Source organism: Methylotenera sp., from assembly GCF_030684185.1.
Taxonomy (GTDB): Bacteria; Pseudomonadota; Gammaproteobacteria; order Burkholderiales; family Methylophilaceae; genus Methylotenera.
Genome location: NZ_JAUXOY010000014.1, coordinates 363,596 through 377,119, shown reverse-complemented (window position 1 = coordinate 377,119; position 13,524 = coordinate 363,596). Strand labels below are relative to the sequence as shown.

The window sequence follows — 13,524 nt, the reverse complement described above, 5'->3', positions numbered from 1 at the left end:
GGACATTGTTTTAATTCAATTAAATTTATTTAAATCCATTAACTATAGACAATATTAAAGTTAAAGTTAATAACGTTTATGTCAAATATGGCGGATTTATTGTTTTACATTAGAGTAAACTGCCATATTTGGCATTTATATTGAAGGTTTAAATGGACGCTTCTCAAATATCCGAACTCCTGTCTTATTTAGACAGCCAGCCAGAACCTCGCATTGTGATGGACAAGAATTACATCATCATTGCTGCTAATGCAGCTTATCATAGCGAATATGGCAATTCAGTACCTTTAGTAGGGCGACATTGCTACGAAGTGTCTCATCATTTTGACCGTCCATGCGATGAAGTCGGGGAGTCATGTCCACTTAAACTCAGTGCTAGCACAGGCCGCTCTCAGCGCGTGCTGCACCTGCATCAAACTCCACGCGGTGAAGAGCATGTTGATGTTGAATTAACACCTATTCATAACAGTAGCGGCGAAATCGTCTATTTCGTGGAAATGATACAGACTATCCGCGACGCTAGTACTCACCCATCCTCGCGCGGTTTAGTCGGGCGCTCAGCGGTGTTTAATAATATGCTGGGTTTAATAGAACGGGTAGCTCCATCTGAGGCATCTGTTTTACTACTCGGTGAATCCGGCACTGGCAAAGAGCTCGTCGCGCAGGCAGTTCATAATGCGAGTAAACGAGCAAACGAGCCCTTTGTGGCGGTGGATTGCTCTGGTTTAACAGAAACTCTATTTGAGAGTGAATTATTTGGCTATGAAAAAGGCGCATTCACAGGCGCTACTCAACGCAAGCATGGCCTGGTAGAAAGTGCTAGTGGCGGCACATTATTTCTAGATGAGGTGGGCGATATCCCTCTTAGTTTGCAGGTGAAACTATTACGTTTACTTGAAACTGGAACCTATCGCCGAGTTGGAGGTGTTGATCCATTGAGAGCGGATTTTCGGTTGGTGTCCGCTACACATCGCGATTTAAAACAGATGGTAAAACAAGAAAGTTTCCGCAAAGATTTGTATTATCGTATCAGCACCTTTCCAATTCACTTACCTTCACTCTCACAGCGTCGCGAAGACATTCCACTATTATCAGCAACATTGCTCGCACGTATCAGTCCTGAGCGTAAACTTAATCTACATTCAGATGCTCTGGCTCAACTTGAGGCATGTGATTTTCCGGGCAATATCCGCGAACTGCGTAACATTCTTGAACGTGCAAGCTTGATGGCTAATAGTGACATCATCATGCCTGAGCATCTAGCCTTAGACTACAAGGAGCCCAAGCAGTCAGAGAATGTCATGTCGCAAGCTATTATCCCGCTGGAACAAGCTGAACAACACTATTTGCAATGGGCTGTTTCGCAACATAAGGGAGACCGACGTGCACTCGCTAAAACGCTTGGCATTAGTGAGCGCACCTTGTATCGCAAGCTTCAAATATAAGTTTCCATTCATCTAATGCGGCTATTTCAAAGAATTGAGCCTATAGCCAATAAATTATTAAACATATAACTATATAGCTATACAGTTAATAGTTTATTGACGTATACTTAGGCTTAATTTTTCGTATAAGTTGGTATCGAACATGAAAATAGTTATTGTTGGCGGAGTGGCTGCCGGGATGTCTGCAGCAGCACGCGCACGCAGGCTTAGCGAAAAAGCAGAGATTGTAGTATTGGAACGAAGCCAGTATGTTTCTTTTGCAAACTGCGGCTTGCCCTACCATATTGGCGGTGATATTAAAGATCGCGACCAATTGTTACTTCAAACTCCACAAACCTTAGCAGAAAACCTGAACCTCGACGTTCGAACCGGACACGAAGTTATTTCTATTGATCGCAGTAAGCAAACCATCACGATTAAAGACTTAATGACTGGTGAGCCATACCATGAGGCATACGACAAGTTGGTGCTTTGCCCAGGTGCAAGTCCAATTAGGCCAAAACTTCCAGGTATTAATCATCCGCGTATATTTACCCTTCGCAACATCGAAGACATGGACGTCATTAAAGCGATTGTTGATCAAGGCATTCTGCATGCTGTCGTCGTTGGCGGTGGCTATATAGGTGTTGAGATGGCTGAAAGTTTACGAAACAGGGGTGTAGCTGTAACACTTGTAGAACTTGCTGACCAAATCATGCCACCTTTAGATCAAGAAATGGCGCGCGATCTTCAGTACCACCTTGAATATCACAGTGTTCAGTTAAAGCTCGGAACTGCCGCAGTCAGCTTTGATGATGAAAATGGGAATGTTCACGTTACCCTGCAAGACGGCACAATCTTATTAGCAGATATTGTACTGCTGGCTGTGGGTGTGCGCCCAGATGCTCATTTGGCTCGCCAAGCAGGCATCACCCTCGGACCTCTTGGCGGCATTGAGGTAAACGCGCACATGCAAACTTCTGACCCCAATATTTATGCGGCTGGTGATGTGGTTGAGGTGATGGATACAATTACAGGTGCTCAGTCATTGATTGCGCTTGCTGGGCCTGCTAACCGACAAGGAAGAATCGTTGCCGAACACATTCTAGGAAGAAAAAGTGCCTATTCTTCTACGCAAGGCACTGCCATAGTTAAAGTGTTTGAGATGACAGGTGGAGTTACAGGGGCATCTGAAAAGCTCTTAAAAAGCAATAAATTGCCATATCACAAAGTGTATATCCATCCATCAGGGCATGCGAGTTATTACCCAGGCTCAACCTCGATGCATATCAAACTTCTATTTGCACCAGGCGATGGGAAGATTCTAGGTGCACAAGTCGTGGGCTACGATGGTGTGGATAAACGAATCGACATATTTGCTACAGCTATTCGTGCAGGGCTGACAGTTTATGATTTGGAGGAGCTGGAATTGGCTTACGCTCCTCCCTATGGTTCAGCTAAAGATCCAGTCAATATGGCAGGATTTGTGGCAGCTAATTTATTAAAAGGAGATGTCAATTTCTGGTATGCCGAGGATTATCCTGCAGCAATGGAAAATGGGCTCACGATTGACGTACGCAGTGCGAATGAATTTAAAACTTGGCATATTCCGGGTGCAATTAATACCCCTTTGGGGCAACTGCGGACTCAACTAGATTCACTACCGAAGGATAAACCAATATTTCTTTATTGCCGTGTTGGATTCCGCAGTTACTTAGCTTACCGGATTCTGGTTCAGTCAGGATTCAATCAAGTTAAAACTTTAGCTGGCGGTTCCAAGACTTTCTGTAGCTTCCATCGCACGCCACTTTGCACTGGCAGACCAGGGATTCCCTTTGTGGCACATGCTGAAGAACAACTTGCAGAGCAAGCTATAGCTGCTAATTGTTCATGAGTAAGTAATTGTTAAATATTTCCATAGTCGACATAAATGATTAATCTTAACGGAGAATAGTATGACAGCAGTACTAACACCATGGACACGTGAGGAATTTGAGAACAAGTTACGTGAAAAAGGAAAAGGCTATCACAGCCATCACCCATTTAACGTATTAATGTATGAAGGTAAGCTGACACGAGAACAATTGCAGTGTTGGGTCGCTAACAGATTCTATTATCAGATTGGCATCCCGCAGAAAGATGCTGCCATCATGTCCAACTGCCCCGATAGAGAAATTCGTCGTAGCTGGATATTACGCATTACCGACCATGACGGAGATGATAAAGCAGAAGGTGGTATCGAAGCGTGGATTAAACTTGGCGAGGCTGTAGGTCTCACCCGTGAAGATGTAACTTCACTTAAATTTGTTAGCCCTGGCGTACGTTTTGCTGTCGATGCCTACATCAATTTTGCACGTCAGCGCCCCTGGCAAGAGTCAGTATGCTCCTCACTCACTGAACTATTTGCGCCACATATTCACCAGCAACGCATAAGTTCCTGGCCCGAGATGTATCCTTGGGTCAAAGAAGAAGGCATGATCTATTTTAAGAAAAGACTGACAGAAGCACGTCGTGACGTAGAACAAGGTTTAGCTGTGACATTAAGCCACTTTGGGAAATCACGAGAAATGCAGGAAAGGGCTCTTGAAATTCTGCAGTTTAAACTCAATGTACTTTGGGTCATCTCAGATTCTATTATGTTGGCCTGCTGTGATGTCAGCATCGAAAATGGCGTACATTATTTACGACAGGATCAAATGAAGTAATTATGCAAATTAAGTGCCCACACTGTGGAAAAGAAAATCGTTTTCCTATTGAGAAGGTTGGAGCGAATCCAATCTGTGGCGCTTGCCGTAAGAGTTTATTGTCCGAGCCAATAGTGCTTAATCAAACGAACATCAATGAAGTGCTGTCACAAAATATTTTGCCAGTGATTATTGATTTTTGGGCACCTTGGTGCGGCCCCTGCAAAATGTTTGCGCCTACATTTAAAGCAAGCGCAGCAAAGTTTGTTAACCAAGTGATTTATGCCAAAGTGGATACGGAGGCTGAGCAGATGTTAGGTACTAAATACAACATCAGATCAATCCCTACGCTCGCCTATTTTTGGAAGGGTAAAGAGCTTGGTCGAGTAAGCGGTGCCCTTGCACCAGAGCAGTTGAAAGAGTTAACTGAAAAGGTTATTCAGTCAGTTAAAACGAAATAAAATCAACCAATAACCTGTAAATAATTCAATTCAGGTTATTTTCGCTTTGATTTGGCTTGATGATATGCCGCAATACGCTCAATTTCATTTTTGCTCCCCATCATCACAGGTACGCGCTGGTGTATACCGCTAGGTTTCACTTCTAAAATTCGCTGCGTACCAGTAGTCGAAGCGCCACCAGCTTGCTCCACAATAAAACTCATCGGATTCGCCTCATACATTAAACGCAGTTTCCCAGATCTGGATTTGCTGTCAGTCGGGTACATAAATACACCGCCACGAATCAATATGCGATGTATCTCAGCCACCATCGATGCCACCCATCGCATATTAAAGTCTTTTTTACGATCACCCTCTTCACCCTGCAAACATTCATCAATATAGCGCTGCACAGGTTCTCGCCAAAAACGGTAATTTGACATATTAATGGCAAACTCTTGCGTATCCTTTGCGATTTGCATATCAGGGTGAGTCAGCAAGAATTCATTGGAATCTACATCTAAGGTAAACCCATTTACACCATTGCCAGTTGTCAGCACAAGCATAGTAGATGTTCCATACAAAGCATAACCAGCACAGATCTGCTCAGTACCCGCCTGCAAAAAATCACTTAATTCCGGCTTTTTATTCGAACTCTTCAGAATAGAGAAGATAGTGCCTACCGAGATATTCACATTTACATTTGATGAGCCGTCGAGCGGATCGAACAACAACAAATATTGTCCATTTTTTCGATTATTGTCAGCGATTTCAATCACATCGACCAGCTCTTCTGATGCCATGCCCGCAACATACCCACTTTGCTGACAGGTCTTAATAAAAATATCGTCAGTGATAACGTCAAGGGCTTTCTGAACCTCACCCTGAATATTCTCAGAGCCTAAATTACCCATATTGCCAGTTAATGCACCCTTATCAATTACAACTGTAATGTTTTTGCACGCTTCAATCACGTCACTTAATATAGTATTCAACGCAACGCTGTGTTCACCTTGTAAATGATGCTTTAAAAATTCTGAAATATTGATAAATGTAGTCACATGATTTTCCTGATTATGTATGATCATTTAATTTTCTGAAAAATTGAATATTAAATTCATTTAATAGCAAATTGTCCCACTTAAGTAAACATATTTAGTAAAAACTAATAGATATATTCCAATAAAACAAACTGCAAGGATAAGCAAATTGCTGGACAACTTAGACGCGCTAAGTTAAAGTTACAAGAGGTTTTCCGTCGATATTCCTAGGTTTAATGATGCAAGCTATATCTTATGATGGAATTTGAGAAAACCACAACTTGGGGTCTTTAGAATGCGCACTAAAACAATAACATTTTATAAAACAATAGTCTTCACTTGCCTATTCACATTTTCCCTGCTGTCAGGGTGTGCTTCGCAAGCCAATAATAAAGACCCGCTAGAAGGCTTTAATCGTGGCATTTATAAATTCAACGATGTTGCCGATAAAGCTGTGATTAAACCTGTAGCTAAAGCTTACAAAGCCGTAGCACCGACGCCAATTCGTACTGGCTTTAACAACTTTTTCAATAATTTGGGCTCTATTACTACCGTTTTAAATGACTTACTACAGCTTAAGTTTGCGAATGCCTTTACTGATGCGGGTCGCTTTGTCATCAATAGTACATTTGGCCTTGCAGGTTTTATTGATGTGGCAGGCATGGATAAAATTGCGTTACGTAAAGAAGACTTTGGTCAAACACTTGGTCACTGGGGCGTTGGCAACGGCGCCTACTTGGTCTTGCCCCTTATTGGCCCATCCAGCATACGTGACACTACTGGACTGGTATTTGATACATTTACCACTGACCCCATCACCTACCCTCGAAACCTTGGTGAAATCAGGTTAGCCAACCAGCTTCGTGCTGCGCAATTTTTAGACAAACGTACTGAACTACTTACCGCAACAGACTTGGTTGATGAAGCGTCTTTAGACCCCTATGCATTTACGCGTGACGCCTATCTTCAAAAACGAGCAAGTTTAGTACAGGATGGCTTAGTGCCTCAAGAACTCATTAATGGCGATTTTGATGAGGTCGATTCAGAAACTACCGCAAAATAAATTTTGAATAGTAAATTTTAAAGCTAAAAAAAGCCGACAACGAGTCGGCTTTTTATTATTCTAATTATCGGCTTAATCAAAAGCAGAAACCCAAAAATATTGACCTTAAAATAGAACAACTAAAATCGGCTACTCATACTTAAATACAGATCATCCGTGCGCGAAACCAAATTATTCACACGCTACAGTCATGCGCTCTATCAAAATAGAACCCACCTGCTTTGAGCCTTGTATGACAACATCATTACCAATTGCGACTATCGTTTTAAGCATCTCGGCCATATTACCGGCGATGGTAATTTCTTCTATCGGATGAATAATTAATCCATTTTCAACCCAAAATCCAGCTGCGCCCCTGGAATAATCACCAGTCACCATATTGATGCCGCTACCCAACAACTCGGTCACTAACAAGCCGGTTCCCATTTGCTTCAGCAGTCCAGCAAAATCATGTGTCCCAGATTGCACGATTAAATTATGATTACCGCCCGCATTACCTGTAGTTTGCATGCCTAACTTACGTGCTGAATAACTACCCAACACATAACCTTGCAGCACGCCATTTTTAACCAGCTGCCGCGGCTTTGTTGCCACGCCTTCGCTGTCAAATGGGCTACTTGCCAAACCTTTTATGAGATGTGGCTCCTCATAGATATTGAGTAACGGTGAGGCGATTTGCTTACCCAAACTATCTAACAAGAATGACGATTTACGGTATAAATTACCACCTGAAATAGCACTCACCAAGCTGGAAATTAGCCCACTTGCTAATGGCGCTTCAAATAGCACCGGCACTTGGCAGGTTTTAATTTTTTGAGAATTCAAACGCCTGATAGTGCGCTCACCTGCTTTTTTTCCAATATCAGCTGCTGATTCTAAATCTGCAGCTGCGCGCGCCGTACTGTACCAGTAATCACGCTGCATACTATCGCCGGATTCAGCGATTACCGAGCAACTCACGCCATGTCGTGAACTGGAGTAGCCTCCTGTAAAGCCGTGGCTATTGCTATAGGCAAAATAGCCTTCACCTGTTGAAACACTCGCACCTTCAGAATTAGTAATTCTGGCATCAACATTTAAAGCCGCAGCTTCGCATTCTTTTGCAATAGCAATCGCCTCATCTACTGAAATATCCCAGGGATGATACAAGTCTAAATCCAGAATATCTTTTGCCATCAAATTAGCATCAGCCAAACCACAAAACTCATCTTTTGCAGTGTATTTAGCAATATTGCAAGCTGCAGAAACTGTGTCTTTAATTGCTTGCTGACTTAAATCAGATGAACTGGCATGGCCTTTTTGTTGCCCAAAATATACGGTAACGGACATGCCCTTATCGCGGTTGTATTCAATATTCTCAACCTCATTCAGGCGCACCGAAACATTTTGACCCACACTCAAGCTAAGTTCTGCTTCAGCTGAACTAGCGCCTAAAGACTTTGCCACTTTAAGCACATCTTCCGACATCTGCTTAATTTCATCTAACGAATAACTAAACCTAGAATCTGCCATAACGCTTTCTACTATAAAAAATGCACACTAAAAACCAAACGGAATCATTATAAACTTCCAGACTGTTATAATACCGCACTATGAAACCCCAAATAACAGCTAAACCTAAAAAGACAATTAAAGACAGCGAACTCAACTATGAAGTAGGTTCAAGCGCTGATGAGCCCATCAGCAAAACCAAGCTTAAAGCTGAAGCTGACGCGCAGCAAGCACTTGGTGTGAGATTGTCTGAGCTTCCTAAAGATAAGCTACTTAAATTAGATTTGCCAGATGCGGTAATCACGGCTGTGCTTGACACAAAAAAAATCACTGCTAACGGTGCGATTCGTCGCCATCGCCAATATCTGGGCCGCTTAATGCGTGACGTTGACAACGCGCCGATACTGGAACAACTTGCTCGCTGGGATGGCAAGCATACCGCTGAAAACGCCTATTTCCACGGCTTAGAACGCTGGCGCGACCGTATGATTGCTGACAACAATGTGCTTTCTGAGTTTATTGCGCTTTACCCTCAAGTTGACATTCAGCAGCTACGCACCTTAGTCCGTAATGCGCAAAAAGAACTTGAGGCCAACAAGCCGCCTAAAAGTAGTCGCGAGCTTTTTAAGTTGCTACGCGAAATAACAAACCCGCAACAACCTGAAGAGCAATCAGATTTTTAACAAAGGGCCATGCTTCACTTAAGTTAAGATGAAAAATTCACGCCTCCCATGAGTTTAGCCTTTGTCGTCCTCACACCTTTTATAGGTTCTGCCATTACAGCCTGGGTTTCACGCTTGGGTCGGCTGCATGCTGCCTGGATGGCGGGCGCCATAACGCTGCTTGCTATTGCATGGCTATTGCCGCTGGCCTCGGCTTCCCTGCAAGGCCAAACGGTTATCCAACACCTAAGCTGGATACCGTCACTGGGCCTGGATCTGGCTTTTCGCCTTGACGGGCTCGGCCTGCTGTTTGCCTTGCTGATACTCGGCATTGGTCTGCTGATTATCCTCTACGCTCGCTATTACCTGTCGGCGCGAGACAGCATGGGGCGTTTTTACGCGTATCTGTTGCTGTTCATGGGCTCCATGCTGGGGATTGCCCTCTCCGAGAATGTCATTCAATTGCTTATTTTCTGGGAGCTGACTAGCGTATCTTCTTTCCTGCTGATCAGTTACTGGCAACAACGGGAAGAAGCCCGTAACGGTGCGCGTATGGCACTGGCAGTAACTGGCGCCGGCGGCCTTGCGCTGCTTGGCGGGTTTATCCTGCTTGGCGAGATCACTGGCAGCTATAACTTGTCCGTGATACTGGCCTCAGGCGACATTATCCGTGCCCATGCCTTATACCAGCCAACACTGGTGCTGATACTGCTGGGCGCCTTCACCAAATCCGCTCAGTTTCCATTCCATTTCTGGCTGCCAAACGCCATGGCAGCACCGACACCAGTTTCTGCCTATCTGCATTCAGCCACTATGGTCAAGGCTGGTGTTTTTTTACTGGCACGCCTGTTTCCAGCTTTGTCTGGCACACCAGAGTGGTCTTGGTTGGTGGGTGGGGCCGGATTGATTACGCTCTGCCTAGGTGCTTATTTTGCCTTATTCAAGCACGACCTCAAAGGCCTTCTGGCCTATTCCACCATCAGTCATTTGGGGCTGATTACCCTGCTGTTCGGCATCGGCACGCCACTGGCCGCCGTGGCGGGCGTATTCCACATCATCAACCACGCCATTTTCAAGGCATCATTGTTCATGGCAGCCGGCATCATTGACCACGAAACTGGTACTCGCGATATGCGGCAACTTAACGGACTATGGAAATATATGCCGCATACCGCATTGCTGGCGATGATTGCATCGGCATCCATGGCAGGCGTACCATTGCTCAATGGTTTTCTTTCCAAAGAAATGTTTTTTGCTGAAGCCGTGCATCTTACTACCGGTCTGGCTTGGGGGTGGCTGCTGCCGGCAACGGTGACTTTGGCCGGCATCTTTGCCGTGGCCTATTCACTGCGCTTCATCCATGATGTTTTCTTCAACGGCGAACCAAAAAACCTGTCAAAAACGCCGCATGAACCGCCGCGCTGGATGAAAGTGCCGATCGAAGTGCTGGTGGTATTGTGTCTGCTGGTAGGGATTTTTCCGACATTCACCGTCCAGCCCATTCTGGCAGCTGCGGCAGCAAGTGTGCTGCAAACGACGCTCCCCAAATATAGTCTGGCCATCTGGCACGGATTCAATCCTGCACTATGGATGAGCATGATTGCACTTGCTGGCGGCAGCCTGGTTTATCTTGGCAGACAGCCATTGTTCGCACTGCATGAGCGTTTTGACGGTCGATTTGAAGCAAAGGCCATCTATAATCATCTGCTTGAGATGTTATTCAGCTTTGCCGGCAAAATTACCAAATTACTTAATACAAATTCGCTGCAGCGCATGCTGTTCATTTTCTTTGCATCAGCACTCGCACTTGGTTCAACCGCATTTATCAACGCCGATACACCGCTCACTGGCACCCGCGAGTTATTGCCAGTCGATGCCCTGAGCTTGCTGGTGGCAATCGGCTCCATCGCCGCCGCTCTTGCTGCGGTCATGCTACACCGGCAACGCCTGACCGCCCTGATCCTGCTCGGCGCCGTGGGGCTGGCAGTAGCACTTGTTTTCATCAAATTCTCTGCGCCTGACCTCGCTTTGACGCAGCTATCGGTTGAAGTGGTGACCATAGTATTACTGCTGCTCGCGCTTTACTTCCTGCCACAGCAAAGCCCTGCCGAACCGGGCTTCTTGCGTCATGGCAAAGACCTGATGCTGGCTGCCGTTGCAGGCAGCGGCGCAGCGGCACTCACTTGGGCAATCCTGACAAGACCTTACGAAAGCATCGCCGGTTATTTCCTGGAAAAAAGTCTGCCGGAAGGCGGTGGTGCCAATGTGGTCAACGTGATCCTGGTCGATTTCCGTGGCTACGACACCTTAGGTGAAATCACCGTACTGGCGTTGGCCGCCCTTGGCATCTACGCCATGCTCGACCGTCTGCTGCTGACCGGGCCAAAACATGACAAAGACAACCGGCGCTGGAATTGGGATGCCTATCCGGTCATTATGACGACATTTAGCCGCCTGCTGCTGCCACTTGCGCTGCTGGTTGCGGTGTTCATTCTTCTACGCGGCCACAACCAGCCCGGCGGCGGCTTTATCGCAGGCCTTATCACGTCGGTGGCACTGGTCATGCAATACCTTGCCAATGGTGTGGTCTGGACGCAGAACCGCCTGCCGGCCAACATGCATCCGCTGATTGCTGCCGGCCTGCTAATTGCCGTCATAACCGGGCTAGGAAGCTGGTTGTTCCGGCATCCATTCCTGACCTCCACCTTCGGCCACATTAATTGGCCGCTGATAGGTGATTTTGAACTGGCTTCAGCGATGGCTTTTGATCTGGGGGTCTATCTGGTGGTGGTTGGCTCAACGCTGCTGATTTTAATCAATCTTGGGCTGTTGCATCAAACCAGCCGGCAATCAAAGGCCATGAAGGAATCACAAAAATGGAAGCGCTAATCGCCATCATGATTGGTGTGTTGACTGCCTGCGGGGTTTACCTCTGCTTGCGCAACCGTACTTTTCCGGTAGTGCTGGGACTCACTTTTCTCTCATACGCGGTTAATCTGTTCCTGTTTGTCATGGGCCGCCTTGTCATCGGCCAGCCTCCTGTCATCACCGGTTCCAGTTCGGCATATGCAGACCCCATTCCGCAGGCATTGGTACTCACCGCTATCGTCATCAGTTTTGCGATGACGGCATTTGTCATCGTACTCGCGCTCAAGGCGCGCACCGACCTCGGCAATGACCACGTGGACGGGAAGGAAGAAGCTTGAACCACCTGATCATTACCCCTGTTGTAGTGCCGCTTTTGGCTGGCATCCTGTTGCTTCTGCTGCGCGAACAAGACGTTGCTATCAAACGCCTGCTTAGCCTTGGCAGCCTGATTGCTCAGCTTGGATTGGCGCTTTTGCTTGTTAAAACCGTCAATACTGGCGATATTTTTGTCTACGCCCTTGGCAACTGGGCAGCGCCATTCGGTATTGTGCTGGTGGCCGACCGCCTCACAGTATGGATGCTATCCACCACTGCACTGCTGTCGATATTTGCCTTCATTTATGCGATGCATAGCACCGACAAGGCCGGGCGACATTTTCACGCTTTATTCCAGTTGCAGCTGTTCGGCCTGAATGGCGCGTTTCTCACCGGCGACTTGTTCAACCTGTTTGTATTCTTTGAAATCCTGCTGCTGGCCTCCTACGGTCTTCTGCTACATGGCGGAGGCCGACTTCGCACCAAGGCAGGTCTGCATTTTGTCGTCATCAACCTGGCAGGATCCACCCTGTTCCTGTTCGCGGTTGGTACGCTATACGGCATACTTGGCACGCTCAACATGGCCGATCTGGCGCTGAAAGTCGCGTCTGTTCCGCCGGAAAACCTGCCGCTGGTACGTGCCGCCGGCCTGCTGCTGTTTGGTGTATTTGCGCTGAAAGCTGCGCTGCTGCCACTTTATCTGTGGCTGCCCGCCGCCTATGCTCACACCAGCGCACCGGTGGCTGCGCTTTTTGCCATCATGACCAAGGTGGGGGCTTACTGCATTCTGCGCATTTACACATTGATTTACGGCGAACAGGCCGGTCCGGCGGCAAACCTGATAGAAAACTGGCTGCTTCCGCTGGCACTGGCAACATTGGTGATAGGTGTACTGGGGGCAGTGGGCAGCAAGCACTTGCGCCTGCAAACGGCTTATCTGGTAATAGCTTCCGTCGGCACGTTATTGATCGCGTTCGGCCTGAATTCACAAGCAGGCATCGCCACCGGCCTCTATTACCTGCCGCATACCACTTTTGCCTCAGCCGCACTGTTCCTGCTGGCCGATGCCATAGCCAGACGCCGCGGAGAAATGGCGGATCGGCTTGACCCGGGCCCCGTCATCGCATCACCCAGGCTGTTCGGCGGGCTGTTTATGATCACCGCCATTTTGATGGCCGGGCTGCCGCCGCTGTCTGGTTTTCTCGGCAAGTTCATGCTGCTGCGCGCCGCGCTTGACCACCCGGCATTGCCCTGGGTGATGGCAGTCGTGTTGATCAGCGGTCTGCTTGCCCTGATCGCACTGGCAAGAACTGGCAGTTTATTGTTCTATCGGGTACACGCCGCATCTGCAGACAATCAATCCTCAAACGTTGATAAGCCTTGCTTCAATGAACTGGCACCGATTGTTGGTCTGCTTGGCCTATGCCTAGTGCTGACCATCTGGGCTGAACCTGTGCTGCAATATGCAAATTCAACCGCATTGCAACTGCTGCAACCATATCACTACATTCATGCCGTGTTAGGCGGGAGAATTTAA

11 protein-coding genes are annotated in these 13,524 nt (G+C 46.9%); 9 read left to right on the top strand and 2 right to left on the bottom strand.

Translation table 11 applies throughout. The features are described 5' to 3' along the window. Positions 1–152: 152 nt before the first annotated feature. From Q8J82_RS04490 to trxC, 4 genes are all read left to right on the top strand, one after another. Positions 153–1,445 (top strand): sigma-54-dependent Fis family transcriptional regulator, encoded by a 1,293-nt coding sequence (locus tag Q8J82_RS04490; protein WP_304909372.1) that lies wholly within the window; start codon positions 153–155, stop codon positions 1,443–1,445. Between the two features lie 142 nt (positions 1,446–1,587). Next, entirely contained in the window at positions 1,588–3,318 is a 1,731-nt protein-coding gene (locus tag Q8J82_RS04485) for an FAD-dependent oxidoreductase (protein ID WP_305252909.1), read from the top strand. A gap of 61 nt (positions 3,319–3,379) precedes the next feature. Beyond that, the gene (gene pqqC / locus Q8J82_RS04480) at positions 3,380–4,129 is read left to right on the top strand and encodes a pyrroloquinoline-quinone synthase PqqC (protein ID WP_305327827.1); all 750 of its coding nucleotides are present in this window, start codon (positions 3,380–3,382) and stop codon (positions 4,127–4,129) included. Between the two features lie 2 nt (positions 4,130–4,131). After that, the gene (gene trxC / locus Q8J82_RS04475) at positions 4,132–4,569 is read left to right on the top strand and encodes a thioredoxin TrxC (protein WP_305327826.1); all 438 of its coding nucleotides are present in this window, start codon (positions 4,132–4,134) and stop codon (positions 4,567–4,569) included. 35 nt (positions 4,570–4,604) lie between these two features. Here trxC and Q8J82_RS04470 read toward each other — a convergent pair whose 3' ends face one another. After that, complete coding sequence (locus Q8J82_RS04470; RefSeq protein ID WP_370868616.1) at positions 4,605–5,636, bottom strand: class 1 fructose-bisphosphatase; 1,032 nt, start codon at positions 5,634–5,636, stop codon at positions 4,605–4,607. A 247-nt stretch (positions 5,637–5,883) separates the two neighbouring features. Between Q8J82_RS04470 and Q8J82_RS04465 the strand changes: the two genes are divergently transcribed. Next, complete coding sequence (locus tag Q8J82_RS04465; protein WP_304892032.1) at positions 5,884–6,651, top strand: VacJ family lipoprotein; 768 nt, start codon at positions 5,884–5,886, stop codon at positions 6,649–6,651. 171 nt (positions 6,652–6,822) lie between these two features. Here Q8J82_RS04465 and pmbA read toward each other — a convergent pair whose 3' ends face one another. Beyond that, positions 6,823–8,163, bottom strand: coding sequence for a metalloprotease PmbA (gene pmbA / locus Q8J82_RS04460; protein WP_304909376.1), 1,341 nt, complete (start codon positions 8,161–8,163; stop codon positions 6,823–6,825). An 80-nt stretch (positions 8,164–8,243) separates the two neighbouring features. Between pmbA and yjgA the strand changes: the two genes are divergently transcribed. The 4 genes from yjgA to Q8J82_RS04440 are packed head-to-tail and all read left to right on the top strand — an operon-like array spanning position 8,244 to position 13,524. Next, entirely contained in the window at positions 8,244–8,825 is a 582-nt protein-coding gene (yjgA, locus tag Q8J82_RS04455; protein WP_305327825.1) for a ribosome biogenesis factor YjgA, read from the top strand. A 48-nt stretch (positions 8,826–8,873) separates the two neighbouring features. Next, positions 8,874–11,693, top strand: coding sequence for a monovalent cation/H+ antiporter subunit A (locus Q8J82_RS04450; RefSeq protein ID WP_305327824.1), 2,820 nt, complete (start codon positions 8,874–8,876; stop codon positions 11,691–11,693). Further along, positions 11,681–12,010, top strand: a complete 330-nt coding sequence (locus tag Q8J82_RS04445) for a Na+/H+ antiporter subunit C (protein WP_305327823.1) — start codon at positions 11,681–11,683, stop codon at positions 12,008–12,010. Before Q8J82_RS04450 ends, Q8J82_RS04445 begins: the two co-directional genes overlap by 13 nt. Beyond that, entirely contained in the window at positions 12,007–13,524 is a 1,518-nt protein-coding gene (locus Q8J82_RS04440; RefSeq protein WP_305327822.1) for a monovalent cation/H+ antiporter subunit D, read from the top strand. The genes Q8J82_RS04445 and Q8J82_RS04440 overlap by 4 nt, the downstream gene beginning before the upstream one ends.